Source organism: Curtobacterium sp. PhB172 (assembly GCF_003752545.1).
Classification (GTDB): domain Bacteria; phylum Actinomycetota; class Actinomycetes; order Actinomycetales; family Microbacteriaceae; genus Curtobacterium.
In genome coordinates this window covers 231,308-256,795 of record NZ_RKIF01000011.1, presented here as the reverse complement: position 1 = coordinate 256,795, position 25,488 = coordinate 231,308, and the positions used below count along the sequence as shown (strand labels likewise).

At 70.3% G+C, this 25,488-nt stretch carries 25 protein-coding genes; 9 read left to right on the top strand and 16 right to left on the bottom strand.

Translation table 11 applies throughout. From position 1 onward, the window contains the following. Window positions 1-181: 181 nt before the first annotated feature. The 4 genes from EDF42_RS16925 to EDF42_RS16910 all read right to left on the bottom strand — a co-directional run bounded on the left by EDF42_RS16925 (window position 182) and on the right by EDF42_RS16910 (window position 3,189). Window positions 182-1,006: a helix-turn-helix domain-containing protein gene (locus EDF42_RS16925; RefSeq protein WP_123673557.1), complete on the bottom strand. Its 825-nt coding sequence runs from the start codon at window positions 1,004-1,006 to the stop codon at window positions 182-184. A gap of 15 nt (window positions 1,007-1,021) precedes the next feature. Continuing rightward, on the bottom strand, window positions 1,022-2,110 hold the full coding sequence (locus tag EDF42_RS16920) for a GrpB family protein (protein ID WP_123673554.1): 1,089 nt from the start codon (window positions 2,108-2,110) through the stop codon (window positions 1,022-1,024). Window positions 2,111-2,161: 51 nt separating this feature from the next. Beyond that, window positions 2,162-2,797, bottom strand: coding sequence for a hypothetical protein (locus tag EDF42_RS18705; protein WP_148067842.1), 636 nt, complete (start codon window positions 2,795-2,797; stop codon window positions 2,162-2,164). A gap of 113 nt (window positions 2,798-2,910) precedes the next feature. After that, complete coding sequence (locus EDF42_RS16910; protein WP_123673550.1) at window positions 2,911-3,189, bottom strand: hypothetical protein; 279 nt, start codon at window positions 3,187-3,189, stop codon at window positions 2,911-2,913. Between the two features lie 119 nt (window positions 3,190-3,308). On the opposite strand from EDF42_RS16910, the gene melA reads away from it, so the two are divergent. The 4 genes from melA to EDF42_RS16890 all read left to right on the top strand — a co-directional run bounded on the left by melA (window position 3,309) and on the right by EDF42_RS16890 (window position 7,990). Continuing rightward, on the top strand, window positions 3,309-4,733 hold the full coding sequence (gene melA / locus EDF42_RS16905) for an alpha-galactosidase (RefSeq protein WP_123673548.1): 1,425 nt from the start codon (window positions 3,309-3,311) through the stop codon (window positions 4,731-4,733). 125 nt (window positions 4,734-4,858) lie between these two features. Continuing rightward, the gene (locus EDF42_RS16900; protein WP_228510160.1) at window positions 4,859-6,163 is read left to right on the top strand and encodes a sugar ABC transporter substrate-binding protein; all 1,305 of its coding nucleotides are present in this window, start codon (window positions 4,859-4,861) and stop codon (window positions 6,161-6,163) included. Continuing rightward, window positions 6,147-7,106 (top strand): carbohydrate ABC transporter permease, encoded by a 960-nt coding sequence (locus tag EDF42_RS16895; protein WP_123673546.1) that lies wholly within the window; start codon window positions 6,147-6,149, stop codon window positions 7,104-7,106. Before EDF42_RS16900 ends, EDF42_RS16895 begins: the two co-directional genes overlap by 17 nt. Further along, window positions 7,106-7,990 (top strand): carbohydrate ABC transporter permease, encoded by an 885-nt coding sequence (locus tag EDF42_RS16890; protein ID WP_260212482.1) that lies wholly within the window; start codon window positions 7,106-7,108, stop codon window positions 7,988-7,990. The genes EDF42_RS16895 and EDF42_RS16890 overlap by 1 nt, the downstream gene beginning before the upstream one ends. 69 nt (window positions 7,991-8,059) lie before the next feature. Here the strand turns inward: EDF42_RS16890 and EDF42_RS16885 are convergent, their stop codons facing one another. Together EDF42_RS16885 and EDF42_RS16880 are read right to left on the bottom strand one after the other, a co-directional pair. Further along, the gene (locus EDF42_RS16885; protein WP_111086735.1) at window positions 8,060-8,269 is read right to left on the bottom strand and encodes a cold-shock protein; all 210 of its coding nucleotides are present in this window, start codon (window positions 8,267-8,269) and stop codon (window positions 8,060-8,062) included. A gap of 16 nt (window positions 8,270-8,285) precedes the next feature. Next, window positions 8,286-9,395: an acyl-CoA desaturase gene (locus tag EDF42_RS16880; protein ID WP_123673544.1), complete on the bottom strand. Its 1,110-nt coding sequence runs from the start codon at window positions 9,393-9,395 to the stop codon at window positions 8,286-8,288. A gap of 133 nt (window positions 9,396-9,528) precedes the next feature. Here EDF42_RS16880 and EDF42_RS16875 point away from each other — a divergent pair, with 133 nt between their 5' ends. Beyond that, window positions 9,529-10,590, top strand: coding sequence for a LacI family DNA-binding transcriptional regulator (locus tag EDF42_RS16875; RefSeq protein WP_123673542.1), 1,062 nt, complete (start codon window positions 9,529-9,531; stop codon window positions 10,588-10,590). A gap of 82 nt (window positions 10,591-10,672) precedes the next feature. Here EDF42_RS16875 and EDF42_RS16870 read toward each other — a convergent pair whose 3' ends face one another. Genes EDF42_RS16870 through EDF42_RS16855 form a run of 4 tightly spaced genes read right to left on the bottom strand, consistent with a single transcriptional unit; the run spans window position 10,673 to window position 16,266 of the window. Further along, the gene (locus tag EDF42_RS16870; protein ID WP_123673540.1) at window positions 10,673-13,036 is read right to left on the bottom strand and encodes a glycoside hydrolase family 31 protein; all 2,364 of its coding nucleotides are present in this window, start codon (window positions 13,034-13,036) and stop codon (window positions 10,673-10,675) included. A 16-nt stretch (window positions 13,037-13,052) separates the two neighbouring features. Next, window positions 13,053-13,964 (bottom strand): carbohydrate ABC transporter permease, encoded by a 912-nt coding sequence (locus EDF42_RS16865; protein ID WP_123673538.1) that lies wholly within the window; start codon window positions 13,962-13,964, stop codon window positions 13,053-13,055. After that, a complete protein-coding gene (locus tag EDF42_RS16860) occupies window positions 13,961-14,932 on the bottom strand; it encodes a carbohydrate ABC transporter permease (protein ID WP_123673536.1) in 972 nt (323 codons plus the stop codon). The genes EDF42_RS16865 and EDF42_RS16860 overlap by 4 nt, the downstream gene beginning before the upstream one ends. A gap of 26 nt (window positions 14,933-14,958) precedes the next feature. Then, a complete protein-coding gene (locus EDF42_RS16855; RefSeq protein ID WP_260235547.1) occupies window positions 14,959-16,266 on the bottom strand; it encodes an ABC transporter substrate-binding protein in 1,308 nt (435 codons plus the stop codon). Window positions 16,267-16,618: 352 nt separating this feature from the next. Between EDF42_RS16855 and EDF42_RS16850 the strand changes: the two genes are divergently transcribed. Continuing rightward, window positions 16,619-18,433: a BCCT family transporter gene (locus EDF42_RS16850; protein WP_260235546.1), complete on the top strand. Its 1,815-nt coding sequence runs from the start codon at window positions 16,619-16,621 to the stop codon at window positions 18,431-18,433. An 11-nt stretch (window positions 18,434-18,444) separates the two neighbouring features. Here the strand turns inward: EDF42_RS16850 and EDF42_RS16845 are convergent, their stop codons facing one another. From EDF42_RS16845 to EDF42_RS16835, 3 genes are all read right to left on the bottom strand, one after another. Continuing rightward, complete coding sequence (locus tag EDF42_RS16845; protein WP_123673532.1) at window positions 18,445-18,897, bottom strand: GNAT family N-acetyltransferase; 453 nt, start codon at window positions 18,895-18,897, stop codon at window positions 18,445-18,447. Between the two features lie 16 nt (window positions 18,898-18,913). Then, on the bottom strand, window positions 18,914-19,345 hold the full coding sequence (locus tag EDF42_RS16840; RefSeq protein WP_221181042.1) for a VOC family protein: 432 nt from the start codon (window positions 19,343-19,345) through the stop codon (window positions 18,914-18,916). Window positions 19,346-19,480: 135 nt separating this feature from the next. Further along, entirely contained in the window at window positions 19,481-20,344 is an 864-nt protein-coding gene (locus EDF42_RS16835; RefSeq protein ID WP_185041026.1) for an SMP-30/gluconolactonase/LRE family protein, read from the bottom strand. A 58-nt stretch (window positions 20,345-20,402) separates the two neighbouring features. On the opposite strand from EDF42_RS16835, the gene EDF42_RS16830 reads away from it, so the two are divergent. Then, window positions 20,403-21,446 carry an LLM class flavin-dependent oxidoreductase gene (locus EDF42_RS16830; protein ID WP_123673526.1) on the top strand — a complete coding sequence of 348 codons (1,044 nt, stop codon included), beginning with the start codon at window positions 20,403-20,405 and terminating at the stop codon, window positions 21,444-21,446. 88 nt (window positions 21,447-21,534) lie between these two features. On the opposite strand, the gene EDF42_RS16825 is transcribed toward EDF42_RS16830, so the two are convergent. Both EDF42_RS16825 and EDF42_RS16820 read right to left on the bottom strand, forming a co-directional pair. Continuing rightward, window positions 21,535-22,749, bottom strand: a complete 1,215-nt coding sequence (locus EDF42_RS16825) for a glycosyl transferase (RefSeq protein WP_123673524.1) — start codon at window positions 22,747-22,749, stop codon at window positions 21,535-21,537. Continuing rightward, window positions 22,746-23,606 carry a mannosyl-3-phosphoglycerate phosphatase gene (locus EDF42_RS16820; protein WP_123338440.1) on the bottom strand — a complete coding sequence of 287 codons (861 nt, stop codon included), beginning with the start codon at window positions 23,604-23,606 and terminating at the stop codon, window positions 22,746-22,748. Before EDF42_RS16820 ends, EDF42_RS16825 begins: the two co-directional genes overlap by 4 nt. Window positions 23,607-23,708: 102 nt before the next feature. Between EDF42_RS16820 and EDF42_RS19285 the strand changes: the two genes are divergently transcribed. Next, window positions 23,709-23,840: a hypothetical protein gene (locus tag EDF42_RS19285; RefSeq protein ID WP_260235545.1), complete on the top strand. Its 132-nt coding sequence runs from the start codon at window positions 23,709-23,711 to the stop codon at window positions 23,838-23,840. A gap of 2 nt (window positions 23,841-23,842) precedes the next feature. Continuing rightward, the gene (locus EDF42_RS16815) at window positions 23,843-24,349 is read left to right on the top strand and encodes a hypothetical protein (RefSeq protein WP_148053758.1); all 507 of its coding nucleotides are present in this window, start codon (window positions 23,843-23,845) and stop codon (window positions 24,347-24,349) included. A 99-nt stretch (window positions 24,350-24,448) separates the two neighbouring features. On the opposite strand, the gene EDF42_RS16810 is transcribed toward EDF42_RS16815, so the two are convergent. Continuing rightward, window positions 24,449-25,486, bottom strand: a complete 1,038-nt coding sequence (locus EDF42_RS16810; protein ID WP_123673522.1) for an alpha/beta hydrolase — start codon at window positions 25,484-25,486, stop codon at window positions 24,449-24,451. Window positions 25,487-25,488: the final 2 nt, after the last annotated feature.

Genomic DNA, 25,488 nt, shown 5'->3' with positions numbered 1-25,488 from the left:
CCGGCCTGCTGAACAAGACCTTCGGCACCGACGCCGTCAAGCGCGGCCTCCTCGTCGGCACCGCCACCATCACCGCACAGATCAAGTAACACCCCACGTACTCCGGCTGTGCATGGCAGACCGGAACGGCCAACGCCCCGTCGCTCGCGACGGGGCGTTGCTCGTGCGTGGAGGCGCCGGGTCAGCGGGCCCGCGCTCGGTACGCACCTGGCGCAGTTCCACAGGCGCGGGTGAAGTGCACGTAGAAACTCGACTGCGACCCGAATCCTGCGGCGTGCGCGATCTCCGACGTCGTCATGGACGTCGTCGCGAGCAACCGCTGCGCCTCGGCCACCCGGCACCGTGTCAGGTACTCGACGATCGTGGTGCCGACGTCCTGCCGGAACACCGACATCGCGTAGTGCGGGTGCAGGTGTGCGGCCGCAGCGACGTCAGCGACCTCGATCGGCTCGCGGAAGCGGTCGACCACGAACCGCACCATGTCGATCACCCGGTGCATGGCATCGGCGGTGCCGTGCCCGCCGCCAGGCCGCAGGTCAACGGCGTCGCGGTGGTGCCGGAGCAGGCGACGCACGAGCGCCTGCGCCTCGAGGTTGGCGATGATCTCCGCACCGTCGTCCTCGAAGTCCCGCTGCCACGACCCGAGCATCGACTCGACGTCACGCCCGGCAGCTGCGGTCGGTACGACGACCGGGCGGTTCAGGAGCATCGCTCCGAGGTCGTGGTCGGGCAGTCCCCACGCGAGCACCTCGGCCAGCGGGATGTGCACCCAGCGGAACTCGCCCGTGCCGGTGCCGTCACCCACGAGCTGGTGCGGGGTCCAGCCCCAGAACAGTGCGATCTCGCCCGCGTGCACGCTGACCGGGGCTCCGCCGAACCGGTAGTCCAGGTGCCCGTCGAGCACCAGGTTCATTTCGAGGTCGTCGTGCCGGTGGGACGACTCCATGAGCGGGGCCGGGCCGCGGTGGCTCCAGTACGCCGCTTCCATCGTCTCCACGTCGAGCACGATGTCGAGACTACGTCAGAGCCCCTCGGTACTCGGGCGGCGATGCGAGCCCAGCGCCTCCTTGTCCCACGCCGTCACGGACGCGAGACCTCGGGCGGCACGTTCCTCATCGAGGAGCTGTTGCACCACCTGGCTCTTCGCGGCCGTGTAGGCACGACCGTCCGACGATCGCGCTGCTCGGGTCTTGACGTCCCGGTACCGCGCAACGGCGGTCGGGTCGCTGAGCAGTTTGTCCCGGAAGAGCCGTTGGTTGCATTCGTCCCACTGGTCCGAGGCGAAGGCGTGGAGGATGTGGGTCCTCGCCCCGTCTCGTTCTCGGGTGTACACCCCGTGGTTCTTCGGACCGGAACGGTGCTGCGTGTAGCCCGTCGCCGCGAGCAACGGGCCGAGCGCCAACGGATCCGTGTCGACTGCGACCCGGACCGCGATGTCGATGACCGGCTTCGCTTCGAGGCCCGGGATGGCCGTGCTGCCGATGTGTTCGACCGCGAGCACGCGGTCTCCGAGCGCGGCGACGAGCCGCGACGCCTCACGCTGGTAGTCCGTCTCCCAGGAGTCGCGGTGTGCTTCCAGCTGCACCGCGGGAGGCTCTCCCCCGGACCGGATCGTGGCCATCGCTGCTGGCCACATCGCGTCCAACCGCGGTCCCCACGGATCCGCCATCACGCCGCTCTTGCGGAGTTCGACCACCTCGGATGCGGGGAGCCACTTCCAGGCCATCACCTCGGCCGGAGCTGGCCGCACGGTCGAGCCGGCAGGTTCCCGAACGGTGAAGAGATCCACCAGCGCAGAGTCCTCGGTGAAGCGACCGACCCACTGCAGCGCGTCGGGCGCGACCTCGATGGCGGTCTCCTCGCGCAGTTCACGGCAGGCCGCCGCTGTCCCCGACTCGCCGGCGAGCGCACTGCCACCGGGGAACTCCCACCCGTGCGCGAACTCCTTCGTCGGAGCTCGTTGCGTGACGAGGACGGTCCCGTCGGCGCGGTGGACGCAGACCGTGACCACGAGGTGGAAGGACCCGGCGGGCCAGCCGCTGTCGCCTCGCCGGAACGTCGCGCCCGTCGCTCCACCGCCCGCATCGACCACGTCCCACCACTCGTCCACGTCCGCCAGCGTACGACGACCGTCGCGACCCGGGTCGTGCCAGCGGGCGACTCAAGGTCGCCGAGACCCCGCAGCGATGACGGCGACCAGACCGCTCCAGTCAGGGTGGTAGTCCTCGTCGACGGCCGCACGGCTCTCGGCGTAGACAGAGGCGACTCGCAACGCCAGGGACGGACTCAGCGCTCCGGACAATGCCGTCTGGCTCTCGGCCGCGGCGAGGTCCGTGGCGGAGCCGAACCGGTGGTGCACCGTCCCCTCCCGCTGGTCGGCGAGGACCATGCTGTGCACGAGCGCCTCGCGGACCACCCCGAGCACGAGGTGCAGTCCGATGACGTCCGCTCCGCGCCCGAACCGTGTGGCGGCCAGTGCCAGGTCGAACCGCTGACTGTTGTCCGGAGGCTCCGGAGGAAGCTCGAGCGTCGCGCCTCGCGTCGCGAGGTCCACGCGGCGGCCGTCCGCGAGCACGAGCCGAACGTGCTGCACCCCGTCGTCGAGGGCGCTCTGCCACGCCCACGGTTCACCTCCGAGGAGTGTCCGCGCGTCGACGTCCGCAACGAGATCGAGCTCGCCGTCGAGGTCGCTCCACGGGTCCAGCTGGTCGGGCGTGAGGACGGAGCCGTACGGACGGACCGCGTCGACCGCCGGGTCCGTGCGGAGCCTCTCCAGGAGTGACTGCTGCCAGTGCATCACCGAACCCTACGAGCTCCACGCCATGAGCGGCGCCGGCCGCGGTGGCTCCAGTACGCCGCTTCCATCGCCCCGACGTCGAGCTCCACGTCGAGCACGATGTCGAGACCACGTCAGAGCCCCGTGCGTCTGTTCGTCTCCCAGTACCCCAGCACCAGCTCGTCGCCCGGCGGCAGTTCGCGTTCGACGAGCCGGAAGAGTCGCCGCGCCTGGCGCTCGGACGAGCGCGCTGCGGCCTCCGTCGGCCATCCCGCCTCCACCGAGTAGTCCTCGTTGAACTCGGCGGCCCAGCGCAGTACTTCGTCGCGGACCGTCTCCGACAACGCCGGTGTCCCCTCTGGGCACAGGCCGTCCTCGTCCCAGAGCGGCCAGTCGACGCTGTACTCGTTCATCAGTCGGTAGCGCACCGGACAACACTCGCACACCGGGCCACGGACCGATCCGAGGATCCTGGAACCCCACCGTCCGAAGCCGGAGGACCGCACACCCCCGCGCTTCCTACCGTCGACACATGACCAAGATCACCATCATCGGCGCCGGCGGCTTCGTCTTCCCCTTCCGTCTCATCGGCGACCTCGTCTCCTTCCCCGCCCTGCAGGACGCGACGTTGCACCTCATGGACCTCGACGCGGGCCGGGTCGCCCGCACCGCGACGGCCGCCCGCGAGCTCGTCGCCCACCACGGCCTCGGCGTCGAGGTCCTCGACACCACGGACCGGCGTGCGGCCCTGGCGGGTGCGGACGTCGTCATCATCACGTTCCAGGTCGGCGGCGTCGAGTCGTACAAGTGGGACGTCGAGATCCCGCGCAAGTACGGCATCGACCAGGCGGTCGGCGACACCGTCGGCCCGGGTGGCGTCTTCCGGTTCCTGCGGTCGGTGCGCGCGTACGAGGACATCGCCCGCGACGCGCTCGAGCTCTGCCCGGACGCCCAGTTCATCAACTACGCGAACCCGATGGCGATGGCCACGGCGTTCCTCAACGCGAAGGGGCTCCGGACGGTGGGGCTCTGCCACAGCGTGCAGGGCACGACCCGCATGCTGGCGCGCACGCTCGGCGTGCCGTACGACGAGGTCGAGTTCGTCAGCGCCGGCATCAACCACCAGGCGTGGATCCTCGAGTTCACGCGTCGCAACGGCGAGGACCTGTACCCGCGTCTGCGCGAGGTGATGACGGCGAAGCACCAGCGCGGCGTCGCGGCGTCCGACCTGCACGACGACGACGGCGACCACAGCGAGGCGGCTGCCGCGGCGAGCAACTACGAGGGCGGCAACGAGCAGGTCCGCACCCAGCTGATGCGCTCGTTCGGGTACTTCGAGACCGAGTCGAGCCACCACGCCAGCGAGTACGTGCCGTACTTCCGCAAGGACCCGGAGACGGTGCTCGAGTACATCCCGGAGCGCTGGGACTACTACGAGATCTGCCTGGCGCACGACGAGCAGGGCGACGTGGACACGCAGCTCGAGAAGCTCAAGGCCGACCTGACGCCGAGCGTCGAGTACGGCGCGAGCATCGTGAACGCGATCGTGACGGGCGTCCCCGCGGTGGTCTACGGCAACGTCCCGAACGCCACGGGTGTCATCCAGAACCTGCCGTCCGACGCCTGCGTCGAGGTCGCGTGCCTGGTCGACGGCAAGGGGGTGCAGCCGACGTCGTTCGGTGAGCTCCCGCCGCAGCTCGCCGCGATCAACCGCACGAACACGAACGTGCAGACCCTGGCGGTGCGCGCTGCGCTGACGGGCAACGTCGAGCACGTCCACCACGCGGTGGCTCTGGACCCGCTGACGGCGGCGCACCTGACGCTCGACCGCATCGCCGAGATGACCGACGAGCTCCTGCACGCCCACGCGGCGCTGCTCCCCGAGTCGTTGCGTCCGGCGGACGCGGTCACCGCGGCACCGGTGGCCGACCGGGAGGCCCGCCCCGCGCTGGTCTGAACCGTCGCGCCCGACGTGGGGTCGGGTCCAGGACGCCACCCCACGTCGGACGCGCGGCGCCCCGTGTGCGCACCCCGCGCCTCCCGGCCGACCTGAACGGCACCACGACCTCAAAGGAGAGGACCATGCCGACCCGACCATCCCCCCAACTCGCCAGACGGGGGTTCCTCGCCCTCGCCGGCATCTCGCTGACCGGCGCGCTGGCAGCGTGCGCCGGTGGCGGCACGACCGGCCGCGGCGGGACGAAGCACATCCGCCTGTCCACCTGGAACATCCCGACGGACATCACGAGCTACCAGGCGATCGCCGACGAGTTCGTCGCGGCGCACCCCGGCACGAGCGTCGCCGTCGAGGTGACCACCGGGCAGTTCCACCAGTGGTTCATCACCCGGCTCGCCGCCGACCTGGCGCCGGACGTCATCCGGATCACCCCGCAGCAGATCGGCCGCTACGCCGCGAACGGCAGCCTGGTCGACATCTCGGGGTCCGTCCCGGCGGACTACCGGCAGGACTACAGCGACCCGTTCTGGGCGATCGGCGCGCGGGACGACGGCGTGTACGGCGTCTTCCAGCACACCGACAACTTCATCACCTACTACAACCGCGACGTCATGGAGCAGATCGGCGTCACGCCACCGCAGGCCCTGGCCGACGCGTGGACGTGGGACGAGTTCCTCGACGTCGCGCAGGAGGTCAAGCAGGTCACCGGCAAGTACGCGTTCGGGTACGGGTGGTCGTCGCCCGAGACGGCGTACCGGTGGCTGCCGCTGGTCCACCAGAACGGCGGTGCGTTCCTCGGCGAGGACGGTGCCACCCCGTCGATGGACACCCCGGAGGCGATCGACGCCCTGGCCTTCGGCCGGAAGTGGTACGCCGACGGACTCGCGACCACGGGCAACCTCAGCAAGAGCGGCGGCGGCGACGTCTCGCGGAACCTGTTCCTGACCGGGCAGATCGGCATGATGCTCAACAACCCGGAATCGATCGCGCAGCTCGACACCGACATGCCGGACAACTGGGGCACGGCCCCGATGATCCGGAACGTCGGCGAGGCGAGCGACCTGGGCGGCAACGCCCTGGCCGTCACGAAGTCGAGCAAGCACCCGGAGCTCGCGGCCGAGCTCGTGGCGATGATCACGTCCCGGTCGAAGATGCAGCAGTTCTGCCACGACGGCAACTGGCTGCCCGCCCGGAAGTCCCTCGACGCGAAGGACATCGGGTACGCCGCGAACACCGACACGATGCAGCGGTTCATCGACCAGGGGACGACGATCCCGCTCTCGATGGTGAAGGCCGAGAGCGGCGAGTACTTCAGCTCGCTCAACGCGGTGTTCGCCGACTACCTCGACCTCTGCCTGCTCGGGCAACTGAGCCCGAAAGAGGCCTCGAACCAGATGATGGAGGCGATGCGCAGTGTCACTGCGAACTGAGACCGCGCCGGTCCGCACGACGGCGTCCGCCGCCCCACCGACCGGCGGGCTCCCCGCTGGCGGCGGCGCCCGCCGGAGCCGGGGCCGCTTCGTCCCGTACGTGTTCATCGGCCCCGCGGCGTTGCTGTTCCTCGGCTTCTCGCTCATCCCGATCATCACGGCGATCGCGCTGAGCTTCCAGGACTCCAGCACCTCGCTCGGCGACGGCACCTGGGTCGGCGGGAAGAACTTCGTCGACATGGGCTCCGACCCACTCATCGGCACCGCGCTGCGGAACACGCTCGTGTTCACGCTCGGCACCGTGCCGACCTCGATGGCGATCGGGCTCGCCCTGGCGGTCGCCCTGAACCGGCCGCTGCCCGGGCGCTCGGTGTTCCGTGCCCTGTTCTTCGTGCCGATGGTCGCGGCCGGCGTCGTGGTGGGCGTCATCATGTCGTGGATCTTCAACGGCGACTACGGCGTCGTGAACAACCTGCTCGAAGCGCTCGGGATGGGGCGCGTGCCCTGGCTGACCGCTCCGGGGTGGGCGATGGCGACCCTGGTGGTCGTCGTGGTCTGGACCCGGATCGGGTTCTGCATGGTGATCTACCTCGGCGCGCTGCAGTCCGTGCCCGCCGAGCTCAAGGAGGCCGCCGCGATCGACGGCGCCTCGCGCTGGGTGCGGTTCCGGACCATCACGTGGCCGCTGCTCCGCCCGACGACGTCGATCCTGCTCATCCTGAACGTCGTGTTCTCGTTGCAGGCCTTCGACGTCATCTACGTGATGACCGGCGGTGGCCCCGGCTTCTCGACGACCGTGCTGATCCAGTACGTGTTCCGGTCCGCGTTCATCGATGCCCGGATGGGCTACGCCGCGGCACTCGGACTGGTGCTCGTCGCGATCCTGCTCGTGTTCACGCTGCTCCGGCAGCGCGCCAACCGCAAGGCGGAGGAGATGCTCTGATGGCTGTACTCGAATCGCGTGTCGGTCCCGGGCGGGCCCGCCCCCGTCGCGCCGGCGTCCCTCGCCGTCGTCCCGGCCGGTGGCTGCTCGTCGCGGGGCTCACCGCCCTGGCGATCCTGATGGTGTTCCCGCTGTACTGGATGGTCGTCTCGGCGCTCACCCCCGGCGGGCAGTCGCAGAGCGGCACGTTCTCGCTGTTCCCGACGCGGCCGACGTTCGAGAACTACACGCAGGTGTTCAGCACGCAGCCGGTCTGGCGGTGGCTCGGCAACTCGGCGCTCATCACCAGCGTCGGCACCGCGTTGAGCGTCGTCGTGTCGCTGATGGCCGGGTACGCCCTCGCCAAGTTCCGGTTCACGGGCCGGGGGCTGCTGTACTCGGCGTTCCTCGTCACGATCATGATCCCGATCCAGGTCACCCTGGTGCCGAGCTTCCTGGTCGTCGCGAAGATCGGCCTGGTCGACTCCCCCTGGGCGGTGATCCTGCCGACCGTGTTCGACGTCGTCGGGATCTTCATCGCCCGGCAGTTCATGCTCGGGGTGCCGGACGCCCTGATGGAGGCCGCTCGGCTCGACGGCGCCGGCGAGTTCCAGACGTTCTTCCGAGTGGTGCTGCCCTCGTGCGGTCCCCTGGTGGGTGTGCTCGTGATCCTCGGCTTCATGACCCGGTGGAACGACTTCCTCTGGCCGCTCGTCGTGCTGCAGGGCAACGAGAACCTGACGGTGCCCGTGGCCCTGTCGACGCTGACGAACAACCCGGCGTTCAGTTCGCCGTGGGGTGCCGTGATGGCCATCGCGACCGTGACCGTGCTGCCGCTGCTCGTGGTGTTCCTGGCGTTCCAGCGCCAGTTCGTGCAGGGCATCGCCTCGACCGGCATCAAGTAGCCCGCCGGGCGGCGGCGCGACGGGAGGCACGGTGCCAGCTGGCACCGTGCCTCCCGTCCGTCGTCCGCGTCAGCGGATGATCGAGATGTTGTCCGCCTGCGGGCCCTTCTTGCCGGGGCCCACGTCGTACTGCACGTGGTCGTTCTCCTCGAGCGACCGGTAGCCGGTCGTCGCGATGATGCTGGAGAAGTGGGCGAACAGGTCCTCGGACCCGTCGTCGGGGTGGATGAAGCCGTACCCCTTGGCGTGGTCGAACCACTTCACGGTGCCGGTCGGCATGGTCGACAGCACGGCGTCAGTGGATGCGCAGTTGCGCGACCATCGGGCAGGCGAACGGGTCACGGGCAGCGAGCCCGACCCGGTTCAGGTACCGGACGACGATGCCGTAGGAGCGCAGCAGGGTGGTCTCGGTGTAGGGCACCTCGAGCGTGTCGCAGTGGTCGCGGACGAGCAGGCGGGCCTGCTTCAGCGCCGGACGGGGCATCGACGGGAACAGGTGGTGCTCGACCTGGTAGTTCAGGCCGCCCATCAGGAACGAGACCCACCAGCCACCGCGGATGTTGCGCGACGTGCGGACCTGGCGCGAGAAGAAGTCGACCTTGGCGTCGTGCGCGATGGTCGGCATGCCCTTGTGGTTCGGGGCGAACGAGGCGCCCATCATCACGCCGAACACGGCGAGCTGCACACCGAGGAACGCGCAGGCCATGCCGAACGGCAGGAACCAGAACACGACCGTCAGGTAGATGCCGAAGCGGGCGACGAGCAGCGCGGCCTCGAGCCAGCGGTGCTTGACGTCGGCCTTGGTGCCGTTGCCGGTGACGATGCTCTGCACCGCGTACCGGTGCAGGTTCAGGCCCTCGAGCGTCAGCAGCGGGAAGAACAGCCAGCCCTGGAACCGCATGAACGTCGTCATGAGCGGACCCTTGACCGCCGCGGCGTCCTCCGGCAGGAACCGGATGCCGTCGGGTGCGATGTCGGGGTCCTTGCCGACGGTGTTCGGGTTGCCGTGGTGGCGGGTGTGCTTGTTCATCCACCACGAGTAGCTGAGGCCGACCAGGAAGGTGCCGAGCCAGCGGCCGGCGTGGTCGTTCCACTTCTGCGAGGCGAAGACCTGGCGGTGCGCGGCCTCGTGCGACAGGAACGCGAACTGCGTGAAGATCACGCCGAGCGCGCCGGCGACGATCAGCTGGAACCAGGAGTCACCGAGGAACGCGAACGCGACCCATGCGAGCGCGAAGGTGACGATGAGTGTGCCGAACAGCGACCAGTAGAACCCGGTGCGGCGGCGGAGGAGTCCGTTCTCCTTGACCTGCGCGAGCAGAGCGGAGTAGGTCGAGGTGCCCTTGGGGCTTCCTGTTCCAGGTCGAGTGCGGGTGTAGCCCGGAGCGAGCGGAGTGGTGGTCAAGATGGACCGACCTTCCGGTGCGGACCGGCCCTTCGGCCGGTTCGAGAGAGTTCACGCGATTGCGCTTGGTGCGACCCTAGGGCCTCAAGGTGCGATTCCACCTGACAATCAGCCTGCCCACTACGGTGATCGGATGGGCAAGGTCACGCTGCAGGACGTCGCCGTGCACGCCGGCGTCTCGATGAAGACCGTGTCCAACGTCGTGCGCGGCTACCAGCACGTCAGTCCGCCGATGCGCGACCGGGTGCAGGCCGCGATCGACGAGCTCGGGTACCGCCCGAACGTCTCCGGACGGTCGCTCGCCACCGGCCGGTCGAACATGCTCGCGTTCGCGTTCCCCGACCTCCGGCGGCCGTACTTCGCCGAGCTCGCGCACGTGTTCTCCCGCGTCTGCGCGCAACGCGGGTACCAACTGCTGCTCGAGGAGACCCTCGGCGAGGCCGACGGCGAGCGCTCCGCTGTGCGCGGTCGCGAGGCCGGGGTGGTCGACGGCGTCGTCATCCACCCCCAGGTCCTGACTCCCGAGGCGATCGACCGGATCCGCGGCGACACCGCCGTGGTGTTCCTCGGCGAGGACGTCCGCCCTCAGTACTCCGACCAGGTGGTCATCGACAACGCGGCCGCGGCGGCGCAGGCCGTCGCGCACCTCGTCGCGCTCGGTCGCCGACGCATCGGCTTCTTCGGGCACGAGACCGGCCCGGAGTCCAGCACCTCTGGCGTGCGGCTCCACGGCTACCGGGCCGGGCTGGCAGCCGCCGGCCTGCCGGTCGACGACGCGCTCCTGGTCCCCCGCGAGGTCGGTGACGCCGCAGGTGCCGAGACCGCGTTCGGTCGGGCGCTCGATGCCGGGCTCCGGGTCGACGCACTGCTCTGCCGCGACGACCTCGCTGCCCTCGGGGTCCTGCGCGCGATGCGGTTGCGTGGGCTCGACGCTCCGCGGGACATCGCGGTGGTCGGGTGGGACGCGATGGGACTCGGGTCGAGCCTGGTGCCGAGCCTGACGTCGGTCGCGCCGGACACCGTCGCGCTGGCGGACACCGCTCTCGACCTGCTGCTCGAGCGGATGGACGGCTCGGAGGTACCGGGCCGGCTGGTCACGGTCGGGCACCGGCTGCTGGTGGGCGAGAGCGCGCCGTTCCCCGACGGCTCGGTCGACCGCGGGCAGGCGCAGGGCCAGGGCCGAGTCTCGGCCTGAGCGACACTCCTCGTGGCGATCCGCCCGAGGAGTGTCGCCCAGCGCGAGTCTCGGGGCCGCTCCTCCGAGACTCGGCGCAGCATCAGCGCTCGCCCGGGTGCACGCTCCCCAGCAGCTCGACGACGACGGCACGCAGCGCCTCGGGCAGGTCGACGGTGCCGAGTTCGACGATCCGGTCGGCGCGCGGCAGGTCCTTCGACACGATCTCCCACGCGGTGAGCTTCTCGGCGTTGCCGGCCTGTGCGCGTTCGAGGGCGCGCCGGACCGCTTCGCGGGCGTCGACGCCGACCACCGGCGACCCGGTCAACGTGACCGCTCCGCCCGCAGTCTTCTCCACGGTCAGGTCGACCGAGAACCGGTCCTCGCCACGAGCGGACACGACCTGACCGTCCGCGGGGGCGGCGAGGAACGTGATCCGCCAGTCGCGACGGGCCGGGACGACGTCGACCGCGCCCGTGGTGGCGTGCACGCGGAACTCGGCGAGCGCCGCGTCCCACGTCAGACGGGTCTCGGCGCTGCGGCCGGTGTCGCCGGCGGGGTCCTCCTGGTCCTCGACCAGGGTGAACGACCCGGAGGCACCGGGGGCGACGAGGACCTCGAAGACGGTCGGGTTCGCGGTGGCGTCGAGTTGGTCCTCGGCGGCGAGGGGCAGCAACCCGCCCGCGCGCAGCAGCACCGGCACGCAGTCGAGGGTGCGGTGCAGGTCGACGAACCGGTCGCCGGCGTACACGGTGCCGGTGAACACGTCGGTCCAGGTCCCCGGCGGCAACCAGGCCCGTGCGGTCCCGTGCAGGGTGACGGGGTCGCGCGGTTCGACGATCGGGGCGACGAGCAGTTCGGACCCGAAGGCGTACGTGTTCGGCACCCGGTACGCCTCGTCGCGCCTTGGTTCCAGGTGGTACAGCGGGCGGACGAGCGCGGTGCCCTCGGCGGTCCGGTGGTTCATGGTGTGCAGGTACGGCACCAGGCGGTGACGGAAGCGCAGGGCCTCTCCCATCGCGGTGCGCGGCTCGGCGGGGAACACCCACGGTTCCTTGCGGATGAACGGGTTGTTGGCGGAGTGCAGCCGCATGATCGGCGAGAACACCCCGAACTGCACCCAGCGCGTGGCGAGCTCGTCGTCGCGGACCCCGCGGGTGTGGCCGCCGATGTCGTGGCTCCACCAGGGGTAGCCGATGTTCGCGGCCGTGGCGGTGAACTCGGGCTGGAACGCCAGCGACGCCCAGGACACGACGGCGTCGCCGGAGAACCCGACGGCGTACCGCTGGCTGCCGGGGCCGGCGTAGCGCGAGAAGGTCATCCCCTGGTCCGCCGAGCTCGCCGAGTCGAGCAGGTGGAAGTGGTTGAGCAGCCAGAGCGGGTCGACGCCGGGCAGACCGCTCTCACTGCCCTGCTGCCAGTCGATCCACCAGAAGTCGACGCCCTGCGCCTCGAGCGGTCGGTGCAGCTGGTCGAAGTACGCCTGCAGGAACCGCCGGTCGGTCGGGTCGAACGGGATCGGCTGCTCGGTCGCCGGGTCGATCCCCATCGCCTCGGCCATCGCGGGGTAGGCGTCCTCGAACGCCCGGACGCCGTCGGCGGGGTGCAGGTTGAGCGTCGTGCGCATCCCCCGCCGGTGCAGTTCCGCCAGGAAGGCCCGCGGGTCGGGGAAGAGCGACGGCTCCCACGAGTAGCCGGTCCAGCCGTCACCGAACTGCGGCGGTACGGAGTCGACGCGGTGCCAGTCCATGTCGATGACCGCGACCGAGAACGGCAGGCGTTCCTCGGCGAACCGGTCCACGAGCTCCAGGTACGAGGTGTCGCTGTACGGGTGGTAGCGGCTCCACCAGTTGCCGAGCGCCCACCGGGGCAGGCGCGTGGGGGCGCCGGACACCTGGTGGAAGGCCCGGAGGGCGCCATCGAAGTCGCGACCGAACGCGAACACCGTGACGTCCCGGCGACCGGGCACGCGCGTGCCGATCCAGCCGTCGTCCTCGAACAGGAACGACTCGCTGTCGTCCAGCGCGGTGATGCCGTCGCGGGCCAGGATGCCGGGTTCGAGCGGCATCCGGCCGTCGACGTCGTCGAGGGTGCGGCCGGTGCCGCCGAGGTCACGGGGTTCCTGCCCCCAACGCCAGCGGTTCGCGTCCGGGCCGATGGTCTCGACGACCAGGCCGCTCGGGCTGAACGGACGGCCGTCGTAGCGGAGCCGGGCACGGTCGGTGGTGACGACGACGCCAGCTTCGCCGTCGCGCTCCACGGTGAACGCCGGCACCGGCAACCGCCGTCGGATCGCGAACGTCGAGGCGCGGTCCTCGAACCCGCCGCCGTCGCTCCACTCGATGCGGAACGTGCCGGCGTCCAGCACGGTGATCCTCCAGTGTTCGCCGGTGACGACGGCCGCGGGGTCGGCGATCGGGTCGGATCCGGGGAACGGGCGGATCGTCGGGAGTGCGGTGGTGGTCATGGTCACGTCGTACCCCTCAGCTCTTGACCGCGCCCTGTGTCACGCCGCTGATGACCCAGCGCTGCGCGAACAGGTAGACGATGATCGTCGGCGCCATGGCCATCAGGTACGAGGCGAAGGCGACGTTGTAGTTCGTGCCGAACTGGCTCTGGAAGATGTTCTGCACCACGGGCAGGGTCTGCAGGGTCGGGTCGGCGGTGATGAGCGACGGCATCATGAAGTCGTTCCACGACGCCAGGAACGCGAAGATCCCGACGGTGGCGTTCATCGGTCCGAGCAGCGGCAGGATGATCCGCCAGAAGATCTGCCACGTCGAGGCGCCGTCGATGCGGGCGCTCTCCTCGAGCTCGACCGGGATCGACCGCAGGTACGCCGAGTAGAGCAGCACGCTGAACGACAGTTGGAACATGGCGTGCAGGATGCCGACGCCGATCGGGTTGTCGAGGCCCATCTGGGCGGTGAGCTTGATCTGCGGCAGTGCGACGACCGGGAACGGCAGGAACATCGCCGCCAGCAGGTAGACGAACGACCACCGGAAGAACCGCTTGTGCCAGTTCCGGACGATCGCGTACGAGGCGAACGAGCTGAGCAGCAGGGTCGCGACGACGGTGAGCGCTGCGACGCCGAGCGACACCGAGAACGAGACGGGGAAGCGCGTGAGCTCCCAGGCCGACGCGAACGAGCCGGGGTCGAACGGGAACGGCAGCGACAGGGCGTTGCCGTCGACGGACTGTTCGCTCGTCTTGAACGCCATGGCGACGGTGACGTACAGCGGGATGAGGACCGTCAGCGCCGCGAGTCCGAGCACGACGGTCAGGGTCCAGTTCGTGCCGCCGAGGCGTCGCCGGTGCCCGCGGCCCGGTCGTCGCGCGTCGCCGGTGGTCACCGCGCGGGTGTCGGTGGGTGGGCGGGTGTCGATGGCGGTCATGCGAGTCGCAGGTTCCTTCCGCGGGTCGCCGCGAGCTGCAGCACGGAGATGAGGACGGTGATGATGAAGAACACGGTCGCGTTCGCCATCTGGTAGGCGTAGTCGCCGCCGGTGAAGCCGCCGAAGATGGTCATCGCGACACTGCTCGTCGCGCTGCCCGGGCCGCCGTTCGTCAGGCCGACGATGACGTCGTACGCGCCGAGGTAGCCCTTCACGCCGAGCACGGTGTTGATGACGATGAAGCCGCCGAGCAGCGGGAGCGTGATCGCGCGCAGCTGCTTCCAGCCGGTCGCGCCGTCCAGCGAGCTCGCTTCGTACAGCTCCTCGGGGATCGAGGTGAGCCCGGCGGTGTAGATGAGGAGGGCACCGGGCACGGTCTGCCAGGCGGACACGATCACGATCGCGACCCAGGCCAGGTTCGGGTCGCCGAGGATGCTCTGCTCCAGCGGTCCGAACCCGACGCTCGTGGCCAGGGCCGGCACGGTGTTCGAGAACAGGAAGTTGAACACGTAGGCGACGATGATCCCGGAGATCACCATCGGGATCACGAAGATCGACCGGAGGCCCGCGGCGAACCGGATCTTCTTCGCCAGTGCGATCGCCAGTGTCAGCGCGATGACCTGCGTGACGATCACGGTGACGACGGCGAACCCGAGGGTGAAGCCGTACGACGCGAGGATCGCCGGGTCGGACACGAGCGCCCGGTAGTTCTCGAGCCCGAGGAAGTTCCACTGCCCGAAGCCGAGGTAGTCGGTGAAGCTGTAGAAGATGCCGACGCAGGCGGGTGCGACGACGAAGGCGGTGAACGCGATGAGGGCGGGCACGAGGAACAGGTAGTACATGCCCTCCGTCCGGCGGAGGGAGCCCGGGCGACGCGAACCAGCGGCGCGGTGCGTGCGGGCGGCCGCGGTGGCCGGCCCGGACGTCGCCGGGTCGGTGTCGCGGGAGAGCGGGGTCTGCATGGTCATGGTGGCTCCTGGAGTCCTGGTCCGGCTCAGACCGTCGCCGAACGGCCGGCGAGACGCCGCCAGTCCGAGTCGAGCCGCTGCAGCATCGAGGTGAAGTCCCCGCTCCGGATCGCCGACTGCAGGTAGTTGCCGAGCGGGATCGAGGTGGGGATGAAGGTGCCGGCGCCCTGGTAGAACGCGGCGTCGTCGACGTACTGCTGCAGGCCGGCGAGTCGCTCGTCCTGCTGCGGCGGCGCGTCCTTCGTCGGCGAGTAGGCCAGGTTGTCGCGGTTGTAGGCGTCGATGACCTCGGGCTGCATGAGGAACTCGACGAGCTCCTTCGCTTCGTCCGGGTGCTGCGACGCGGTCGGGATCCACAGGCCGAGGTCGATGTTCACCCGCGCCTGCCGGTCGCCGGGGTCGTTCGACACCGGCAGCGCGAACGTGCCGACCTCGAGGTCCTTGTTCACCAGCGCGATCTGTCCGAGCGCCCACGGCCCCTGCAGGTACATCGCGGCCTCGCCCTTGCCGAACGCCAGGTTGCCGTCGGCGTAGGCACGCGTGGCGTGGTCGGGGTTGAAGAACGTCGAGATGGTCTTCGCACGCTCCATCGGCACCGCGAAGTCCTTCTCGAAGGACACCGCGGAGTCCGGGCCGACGTCGGTGCCGAGTGCCTTCATCTTCGTGAAGAACGACCCGGTGTCGACCAGGCTGCCCACCGAGTAGTCGAACAGCCCCTGCCACAGCGTCCAGGTGTCGCGGTCCGTCGCGTAGATCGGGGTGACGTCGGCCTTCTGGAGCGTCCGGCACACCTCGACGAACTCGTCCCACGTCGTCGGCACGGGCAGGTCGTGGTCGGCGAAGATCCGCTTGTTGTAGATGACCCCGGCGGCGGCGAGCGAGTACGGCAGCACGCTCGTGCGGTCCTCGAACGTCGCGTACTGGTTCGTCAGGGTGGCGATGTCCGGTCGGATCCGTGCCGCCGACGGCAGGTCTCCGAGGTCGCTCAGCACGCCGCGGGAGATGTAGCGCGCGAGTTCGAGGTTGTCGTTGAAGCAGCCGACGTCTGCCGGCTCGCCGCGGACGAACTGCGGCGCGATGGCCGTCGTGCTGTCGTGCACCACGGACAGCCCGGAGTGCCCCTTCTCGAAGCGCCGCAGGAGCGCATCGAAGTAGGCGATGACCTCCTGCTTCTGCTCGTAGAACCGCAGCGTCGTCGCACCCCCTGCCGCTGCGCGCGGTGCTGCGCACCCCGCGAGCGCCATCGTGCCGAGCGCGATCCCGCCGGCTGCTCCGGCGAGGAACCCCCGCCGACTCACGGCCGCGCTGATCGTTCCGGTCCTGCTTCCCACCATCGGGCAACTCCCTCGTGCGCGTCGTCGCGCAGGTCCTGTTTACAGCGCTGTAAAACGGAAGTCAACGTTGTAATCGCACCTGACGGGGTATGCGCGCCCCCAAGCGGACGGGAGGCGCGGGTCGCTCCCGCCCCGCGCCTCCCGTCCGCCACTCGCCAGCGCGACCGCTGCGCGCACCGTGCGCACGTCGCCGTCCGGTGCGCCGATGGTCGCGCCGTGCGCGCCTCCGGCGCCGCACCGAGCACGCAACCCGGCACGGAACGGCCAAGGCTGCACGGTGCAGCCTTGGCCGCTCACCCGAACGACACGCCTGAGCGAACGCACAGAGCCGCCGCCAGGCACCATGGAGGGCATGGCAAGCACCACCTCCGCTCCCCCGCCCGGCCCCGTCGAGACGACGTCGAAGGTGCGGCGGTGGGTGTTCTGGCCCGCCGCCGTCCTCGTGCTCGGTTTCGTGGCGTTCACCCTGATCTCCCCGTCGAGCGCCGAGGCGATGTTCGTCGGCCTGCAGGACGGCATCGTCCGGAACTTCAGCTGGTACTACGTCCTCGTCGCCGCGTTCTTCGTCGGCTTCTCGCTGTTCGTCGGCTTCAGCAAGTTCGGCGACATCAAGCTCGGCAAGGACCAGGACGAGCCCGAGTTCTCGACCGGGTCGTGGTTCGCGCTGCTCTTCGCCGCCGGCATGGGAATCGGCCTCGTCTTCTACGGCGTCTCGGAACCGCTCAGCCACTTCGCCTCGCCGCGCCCCGGCGTCACCGGCTCCGAGAACGAGCTCGCGCAGCAAGCTCTGACCCAGACGTTCCTGCACTGGGGACTCCACGCGTGGGCGATCTACGTCGTGCTCGGCCTCGCCCTGGCCTACGCCATCCACCGCCGCGGCCGTCCGGTGTCGATCCGGTGGGCGCTCGAGCCGCTGCTCGGCAACCGGGTGCGCGGCGGGTGGGGCAACCTCATTGACGTCATCGCGCTCGTCGGCACCCTGTTCGGTGTCGCGACCTCGCTCGGCCTCGGGGTCATCCAGATCGGCGCCGGGCTCGAGAGCGCTGGGATCGCCGACAGCAGCATCGTCAGCCAGATCGCCATCATCGCCGTGATCACCGCGGTGACCATCGTGTCGCTCGTGACCGGTGTCACCAAGGGCATGAAGATCCTGTCGAACTTCAACCTGCTGCTCGCCGCCGCACTGCTGCTGTTCGTGCTCATCGTCGGGCCGACCCAGTTCCTGCTCCGCGACTTCGTGCAGTCCATCGGCGCGTACCTGCAGAACATCGTCGGCCTGTCGTTCAACGTCACCGCACAGCAGGGCGCCGAGGGCGTCGCCTGGCAGGGCGCGTGGACCACCTTCTACTGGGGCTGGTGGATGTCGTGGGCGCCGTTCGTCGGCGTCTTCATCGCGCGCATCTCGAAGGGCCGAACGGTCCGCCAGTTCGTCTTCGGCGTGCTGCTCGTGCCGACCGTGCTCACGTTCCTGTGGTTCGCGGTCCTCGGCGGTGCGGCGATCCACCGCGAGACCGACGGCTCCGGCGGCCTGGTCGGCGCCGACGGTTCGGTCGACATCGAGAGGTCGCTCTTCGCCCTGCTCGGCGACCTGCCCGCCGGGGTGGTGCTGACCTACGGCGCCATCCTGCTCATCGGCGTGTTCTTCGTGACCTCGTCGGACTCCGGGTCGCTCGTGATGGCGATGATCGCGTCCGGCGGCGACATCGAGCCGAAGAACTGGCTGCGCGTCTTCTTCGCCACCGTCTCGGCACTGCTCGCCGTTGCCCTGCTGCTGAGCGGCGGGCTGAACGCTCTCAAGACGGCGGCGATCACCACGGCGTTGCCGTTCAGCGTCGTGCTGCTGCTCACCTGTTGGTCGACGATCATCGCCTTCACCCGCGAGCGGCGGGCGTACGACAAGGCCGAACGCGAGGTCCTGCTCGAACACGTCGGCGCGTACTACGGGCTCGAGGTCGAGGGGCCGTCAGAGCGCGCGCCGAGGTCCGCGTTCGGTCGGCCGTGGGCAGCCGTGAAGAAGCGCGTGCGCGGCGGGTCGGTGGCGCACCCGGCCGCCACCGCCCTCGACGACTTCCCGATCCGGACGCAGACGGTGTCACCCGACCCGGCGGTCGACGCGAGCCTGGACGACGGGCCGGACACGGAGAGCGCGCCGCGCCCGACGGACTGATGACGACCGGCTCAGAGGTGCTTCTCCATGCAGTAGCTCGTCGGGTCGTCGGTGTACGGCCCGAACCGCGGGATCTGGCGGTACCCGAGCTTCTCGTACAGGGCGATCGCCGCGACCTGTGGCAAGCCCGTCTCCAGTTGCATCGTCGAGATGCCGCCGGCCAGCGCATGCGCTTCGAGCGCCTGGAGCAGGGCTCGGCCGATCCCGAGTCCTCGAGCGTCGTCGGTGACGAACATCCGCTTGACCTCGCCGGATCCGTCGCGCCGATCAACCAGCGCCGCCGTACCGACGGCCACGTCACCCTCGCGAGCGACGAACAGCGAGACCCCGTCGGCTTCCAGGGCGTCGACGTCGAGGCCGTAGTAGTTCTCGGCCGGGTACAGGGCGAGGGCGAAGGCGTCTCCCTGGCGGAGCAGGCTGAGGACGTCGTCGCTGCGAGGGCTCTCGATCTGGATGGAAGGCACGGCCGATTGTACGAGTTCAGTCGGCCACTGGGCGTCGTCCCGCCGAGGACTGGAACCGCACCAGGTACCCGTCCGGGTCCTGCACGAGGAACTGGTCGACGCCGGCCTGCGCGCTCCCGACGTCGTACCACTTCGTCTCGGGCTGCATGAAGAGTTCGGTCCCGGCACGGAGCAGGGTGGCGGCGAGCGCGCGGCTCTCGGGCACGGTGACCTGGAAGTTCACGCCTCGGCCGAGCGGGCGATCGAGCGGGCCGGTGATCCAGTTCCGACCGACCCCGGCCTGTTCGAGCATGATGTGGGCGGTGCCGAGGGCGATGTACGCGAAGCGCTCCTCGGGCCGCGAGTAGCGGACCTCGAAGCCGCACAGGTCGCGCCAGAACGCGAGACTCCGGTCCAGGTCGGCGACGAGGAGTTCGGGGACGAGTGCGGGCTCGGGGGTCGTGGTCACGACCCCATCGTCGCATCGCGACGGAGCGCTGCGACGCCCGAACGGCCTGGTGCGAGGTTGTACACACGGTGCGACCCTGATACCTCGCACCATGCGTACAACCTCGCACCGAGCGGGCTCCCACCAACAGGGCGCTCACCAACCCGGCACGGCCACCCGCACCGCGCTGATCCGCCCCGCACGCGTCTGCGCCGTCGTCGCCGGGTCGTAGCTGTCCGCCGTCGCCAGGTAGAGCGTGCGGCCGTCCTCGCCCCCGAGCGCGCAGTCGATCGCGCACAGCCCCGGGGCATCGATCCGGTCCGTGACCTCGCCGCCCTCGAGGACCCGGAGGAACTCCCCCGTGTCGACGGAGCAGACCCAGACGGCGCCGTCGCGGTCGACCGTGCTGCCGTCCGGCGTGACGCCACCGGGCAGCGCTGCCCACTCGCGCCGGCCGGTCAGCGACCCGTCGGGCTCGATGTCGAACGCGGTGAGCCGGCCGCCCCACGTCTCGCTCACCACGAGGGTCCGGGTGCCGGGCAGGACGTTCGCGCTGTTCGGGAACACCAGCCCCTCGGCGGCGAGGCGGAACGAGCCGTCCTGCTCGATCACGTACAGCGGACCGGGGCGGAGCTCCTCGCCGCCGTACAGGTCGTAGCCGAAAGCCCCGATGTAGGTGCGGCCGGTCGTCTCGTCGACGACGAGGTCGTTCAAGAGCGACGACTCCTCGCCGGACAGGTCGGCGAACACCGACGTCTGGCCACGATCGTCGACGGCGACGACCGTGCGGGACTCCATCGAGCTGACGATCAGTCGCCCGTCGGCGAGCCGGCCGAGCCCCGACGACTGGCCCTCGACTGTGGTCTCCAGGCGCGGAGCCGCGGTCGAGGTCGGGTCCATCGAGAAGACCTCGCCGGTGTGCATGTCCGAGTACCAGAGCCGCCCGTCGTGCCAACGGTTGCCCTCGGGGAAGCGGATGTCGGTGACGACGTCGGTCGCGGAGTCCAGAGTGATGTGCACGGGCCCCAGCCTGCCAGCCGCACCCCCGCGCCACCCGGTGGTCTGGCACGATCGAGGCATGCCCCTCGACGGAACTCCCCTGGAACGGCTCGGCTTCCTGACGATCGGGTCGTTCGACCCCGCCCGGCCGTCCGAGGGCCACGAGGACACACTCCGGGTCATCGAACGCGCGGAAGCGCTCGGCTTCGACAGCGCGTGGCTTCGCCACCGGCACCTGCAGCACGGCATCTCCTCCCCCGTCGCGGTGATGGCCGCGGCGTCGCAGCGGACCTCGCGGATCGAACTCGGCACCGCCGTCACCCCGATCGGTGCCGAGAACCCGTTCCGGCTCGCCGAGGACCTCGGCACGGTCGACGTGCTGCTGGGCGGACGGCTGAACCCCGGCTTCTCGGTCGGCACCCCGATGAACTTCGACCTCTACAAGGACGCGATCTACCCCGACACCGCCGAACACGAGGACCTCGGCCACGACCGGCTCCTGCGCTTCCGTGACCTCGTGCGCGGAGAAGCGGTGACCGGAACCGGAACCGCGACCGGCACCGTCGAACGCCGAGGGATCGAGGAGTTCGCGAACACCGTCCAGCCGCACAGCACCGGCCTCGCCGACCGCATCTGGTACGGCACGGGCAGCACGAAGTCGGCGGTCTGGGCCGGCGAGAACGGCTTCCACCTGCTCACCTCGAGCGTCACGCGCAGCGAGGTCGGCACGGACTTCGCCACCAACCAGCGCGCACAGATCGACGCCTACCTCGACGTCCACCCCGATCCCAGCAACGCCCGGGTCTCGCAGGGCCTGGTCGTCATCCCGACCGACACGGCGAGCCGCGAGCAGGAGGCCCGCTACCGCGCCTACGTCGAGAGCCGCTCGGGCCGCGTGGGCGTGCCGATGGGGCCCGCGGGGATGCTCTTCGCCGCCGACCTCGTGGGGACCTCGGCCGAGATCGCGGACCGGTTGCGCGCCGACGCCGGCTACCAGGCGGTCACCGAGGTCGCCTTCGCGCTGCCGTTCTCGTTCGAGCCGGACGACTACGCGCAGATCACCACGGACATCGCCGAGCACCTGGGTCCGCAACTCGGCTGGGCGCCGCGACCGGCGGCCTGAGAACGGCGCCAGTCCGCCGGACGGGAGGCACGTGGTCAGCTCTCGCCGTGCCTCCCGTCCGCCCTGTGGTCGCGCCCAGGGCGCGTGATCAGTCCTGCTGGTCCGCCTCCACCGCATCCTGCAACCGCTCGAGCACGTCCGGCACCGCCGAGCGCACCCGGCTCCAGCTCGGGATGAACGGCTTGTCGTCCGGGCGCGCGCTGAAGGCGCCGCCGGCGTCGAGGATCGCCTTGGTGAAGAGCTCGACGGCCGCTTCTTCGGCGTGCTGGTCGAAGCCGAGCCCGCTCATCTCCGCTTCGTGCCGGTAGACCTCGACGATGTCGAGGGCGTTCCGGTAGTAGGTCGCCTTGAGCACCCGGAACGAGTCCGAGGTGAGCGGGACGCCCATCGTCGCGAGCTTCCGGAGCAACGACTGCACGATGTCGTTCCCCATGCGGGCGAGTCCGCCGGTGCCGTCGGCCTCGGCGAGGGGCTGGTGCTTGTGGTCGTACGCGTCGGCGATCTCCACCTGGCACACCTGCCGGGTCGCGTAGTCGCGGTACACCTCGGACAGCATGCCGATCTCGAGGCCCCAGTCCCCCGGGATCTTCAGCCCGTTCAGCACGTGCGCGCGCATCGCGAACTCGCCGGACAGCGGGTACCGGAAGCTGCTGAGGTACTCCAGGTACTCGGACTCCCCGTAGACCTGGCGGAGCGACCGGAGCAGCGGGCCGACGAGCAGCCGTCCGACGCGACCGTTGATCCGGCCGTCGGCGACGCGGGCGTAGAAGCCCTTCGAGAACTCGTAGTCGAACGCCGGGTTCGCGACCGGGTAGAACAGCCGCGCGAGCATGCCCCGCTCGTACGTGGTGATGTCGCAGTCGTGCAGGGCGATGCACTCCGCACGCTCCGACGCGAGGGCGTAGCCCGTGCAGTACCAGACGTTCCGGCCCTTGCCCGGCTCGCCGGGAGCCAACCCCTCGCGCTCCAGGTCGGCGTCGAGTTCCCGCAGCCGCGGTCCGTCGTTCCACAGGATGCGGTGCCGCTGCGGCAGCCGCGCGAAGAACTCCCGCGCGTGCTCGAACTGCGAGCGGTCGGCGCGGTCCAGCCCGATCACGATCTCGCTGAGCCAGTCGGCCTCGGCGAGCTCGTCGACGATCCGTGAGAGCGCCGGGCGTTCGAGCTCCGAGTACAGAGCCGGCAGGATCAGGCTCATCGGGCGCTTCTCGGCGAAGCCCCGCAGGTCGTCCTCGATGCTCGCGGTGCTGCGGCGGCCGAGGTCGTGGAACGTCGTGATGACGCCGTTCTGGTGGAAGTCGCTCATCGGTGGCTCCTGAGTTGCTGTTCGCGGTGCTGTTCGCGGTGCTGTTCGAGGTGGTGTTCGAGGTGGTGTCCGAGGCCTTCGCTCCAGCCGAGCGGGCCGGGGTGCGTCGTGCGGTACACGCGCTCGGGTCGGTCGTCGGCGAACGGGCCCGGCGCCGGGCCGTGGCCGCGGACGACGACCGCCAGGTCGACGGCGTCGAGCAGCGCGGTGTCGTTCGGGCCGTCGCCGAGCCCGATCGTGCACGGAGCGGTGCCGGTGCGGCGTTCGTGGTCGGCGACGAGCAGACGGACCGCGGTGCCCTTGTCGCATCCGGCGGGCAGGACGTGCCAGAAGCGGCCGCCGCGAACCAGGTCGAGGCCGGCCGCGGCGAGCGCCTCGCGGAACGCGTCGGCGCGGTCGTCGTCCTCGGCGTGCCAGAGCAGGACCTCGGAGGCTTCGCGCCGCCGAGCATCGCCGGCCGCGGCGAGGTCGAGTCCGGTCCAGGCGGCGACGACCTCGTCGGTCTCGCCGCCGAAGGTCGCGAAGTGCAGGTCCAGGTCCGCACGGGTGCGGTCGAGGGCTGCGCGGAGACGCGCGAGGTCGGCGTCCGCGGGGCCGGCGCCGGCGTCGGGGATCCCGTTGCCGTCGGGTCCCACGACGATCGCCCCGTTCTCCGCGACGAACGCCTGCCCGTCCAGACCGGTCCGCCGCTGCAGGGCGGTGATCTCGGCCCGGGTCTTGCTGCTGCAGAACACCACGGGTACGTCGTCCGCACGCAGCCGCTCGAGCATCGGCAGGGCAGCGTCGTAGGAGTAGTCGTGGTGGTCGAGGAACGTCCCGTCGAGGTCCGTGACGACCATCAGGTCGGGTGGTGGCATCGTGCTCCGCTCGCGGCTTGGTGGGCTGCGGGCGACGGTGCCCCGGACCACCCTGCCATGTGCGGGAGTCCGGTTGGTGAACAGGGGCGGCTCGGTTCCGTGGTGCACACTGCGCGTAGGTCGCTCGATTCGACGTGGGGCGCCGGGCACCCCGAGCTCATGACCGATCCCCAGCCGAAGGGGATGACCGACTTCCAGAAGTCGCTCCTGGAGAACCCGCAGTGGACACTGTGAACGTGAACCAACGAATCCGTGGCACCGCCCGCACCAGCATCGGCGTCGCCCTCATCCTGACGGCGGCACTGACCGTGGCCGGCTGCAGCAACACCCCCGGAGGCAAGACAGTGGACCCGTCCGAAGCGAAGAAGTCGATCGTCGACGCCGTGAAGGAGTCCACCGACGCGGTCGGCGGCGAGTGGACCGTGTACCGCGGCCCGGCCGCCGAGGTCTGCACCCGGTCGGGCGGTGGGGATGGCGCCCGTTTCGTGTACATCCTGGAGCGGAGCGACACCGACGGCACTGACCCCGCCGCCGACATCGGGACGGTCGAGGAGCTCTGGAAGTCGAAGGGGATCACGACGGAGCGGTTCGAGAGCGGCGGTTCGGACCCGCTCACCGGCATCCGGGGCGCGGACGGGCCCGTCACCTCGATCGGCTTCAACGCGTACCCGCAGCGGTACAGCATCACCGGGGTCTCGAAGTGCTCGGACGGCGACGTGAAGGACCTGCGCAGCGCCGAATGAGGCGGGCGCCTCGATCCGCTGATCGCCCGGTGACACCCGCCCTGACGGGAGGCCCGGTGCCAGCTGGCACCGGGCCTCCCGTCCCGCTCGTGGGGACGTCTACCGAGACACGCCGTCCACGGATCGGTCCTGGCGCCTGGCTGCGCGTTCGATCGGCGACGGATCTCCGAGCAGTCGTCGGGTCCAGTCCGCGAGGGCCGCGGTCGCGGTCCTCGAGATCGCGGCGTCGGGCACCATGCTCGTGAACCCGTGGAAGGCACCGGGCCAGACGTGGAGCTCCGCGTCGACTCCCGCTGCCCAGAGGCGGCTCGCGAAGGCGACGTCCTCGTCGCGGAAGACCTCAGCACTGCCGCAGTCGATGTAGGTCTTCGGCAGCGCGGACAGGTCTGCAGCACGAGCCGGAGCGGCGTACTCGGAGACGTCAGCCGTGGCACGGCGCGGTCCGAGGTACGCGTCCCACGCGAATCGGTTCATCTGGCGGTCGGCGACCCCGACGCCGTCGATCTGCCGGGTCGAGACGGTGTCGTCACGGTCGTCGAGCATGGGTGCGACGAGGATCTCTGCCATCAGGTCGGGACCCTGCCGGTCACGGGCGAGCAGGGCTGTCCCCACGGCGAGTCCTCCGCCGGCGCTCTGCCCCGCGATGACGATCCGTGACGGGTCGATGCCGAGCGAGTCCGCGTGCGCCGCCACCCAGACGAGACCGGCGTAGCAGTCCTCCACCGGGTACGGATCGGGGTACTCGGGTGCGAGGCGGTAGTCGACGCTGACGAGGACCACGTCGTGGTCGAGCAGCCAGTCGTCGAACGAGTCGAGGTTCCCGAGGTGGTGGCCGAACACCATGCCCCCGCCGTGGATCGAGTAGACGGCCGCGGTCGCACCGGCCGCACCGGTGCGCTCGACGCGGTCGATGATCGCGAGGTCGATGGGGTCGCCGAGGTACCCCGGAACCGTGACGTTCCGCCGCTGGTACCCGCGGGACCGCAGGCGCTCGTCGAGGACGTCCTCGGGCACGTCGAGCTGCCGCATGCGGGGCAGCATCTCCGCGGTGAGGGTGAACGGACCGCGGGCCTCGAGCGCCGCCAGGAAGGTCGCGAGTTCGGGGTCGAACGGCGGGCGGACGATGGTGTCGGACACGG

What these genes read in the sequence shown, in the direction of transcription:
- EDF42_RS18705 (WP_148067842.1), bottom strand. Translation starts at nt 2,797, where the DNA reads ATGCACTGGCAGCAGTCACTCCTGGAGAGGCTCCGCACGGACCCGGCG.
- EDF42_RS16910 (WP_123673550.1), bottom strand. Translation starts at nt 3,189, where the DNA reads ATGAACGAGTACAGCGTCGACTGGCCGCTCTGGGACGAGGACGGCCTG.
- melA (WP_123673548.1), top strand. Translation starts at nt 3,309, where the DNA reads ATGACCAAGATCACCATCATCGGCGCCGGCGGCTTCGTCTTCCCCTTC.
- EDF42_RS16900 (WP_228510160.1), top strand. Translation starts at nt 4,859, where the DNA reads ATGCCGACCCGACCATCCCCCCAACTCGCCAGACGGGGGTTCCTCGCC.
- EDF42_RS16890 (WP_260212482.1), top strand. Translation starts at nt 7,106, where the DNA reads ATGGCTGTACTCGAATCGCGTGTCGGTCCCGGGCGGGCCCGCCCCCGT.
- EDF42_RS16885 (WP_111086735.1), bottom strand. Translation starts at nt 8,269, where the DNA reads ATGCCGACCGGCACCGTGAAGTGGTTCGACCACGCCAAGGGGTACGGC.
- EDF42_RS16875 (WP_123673542.1), top strand. Translation starts at nt 9,529, where the DNA reads ATGGGCAAGGTCACGCTGCAGGACGTCGCCGTGCACGCCGGCGTCTCG.
- EDF42_RS16870 (WP_123673540.1), bottom strand. Translation starts at nt 13,036, where the DNA reads ATGACCACCACCGCACTCCCGACGATCCGCCCGTTCCCCGGATCCGAC.
- EDF42_RS16865 (WP_123673538.1), bottom strand. Translation starts at nt 13,964, where the DNA reads ATGACCGCCATCGACACCCGCCCACCCACCGACACCCGCGCGGTGACC.
- EDF42_RS16860 (WP_123673536.1), bottom strand. Translation starts at nt 14,932, where the DNA reads ATGACCATGCAGACCCCGCTCTCCCGCGACACCGACCCGGCGACGTCC.
- EDF42_RS16855 (WP_260235547.1), bottom strand. Translation starts at nt 16,266, where the DNA reads ATGGTGGGAAGCAGGACCGGAACGATCAGCGCGGCCGTGAGTCGGCGG.
- EDF42_RS16850 (WP_260235546.1), top strand. Translation starts at nt 16,619, where the DNA reads ATGGCAAGCACCACCTCCGCTCCCCCGCCCGGCCCCGTCGAGACGACG.
- EDF42_RS16830 (WP_123673526.1), top strand. Translation starts at nt 20,403, where the DNA reads ATGCCCCTCGACGGAACTCCCCTGGAACGGCTCGGCTTCCTGACGATC.
- EDF42_RS16825 (WP_123673524.1), bottom strand. Translation starts at nt 22,749, where the DNA reads ATGAGCGACTTCCACCAGAACGGCGTCATCACGACGTTCCACGACCTC.
- EDF42_RS16820 (WP_123338440.1), bottom strand. Translation starts at nt 23,606, where the DNA reads ATGCCACCACCCGACCTGATGGTCGTCACGGACCTCGACGGGACGTTC.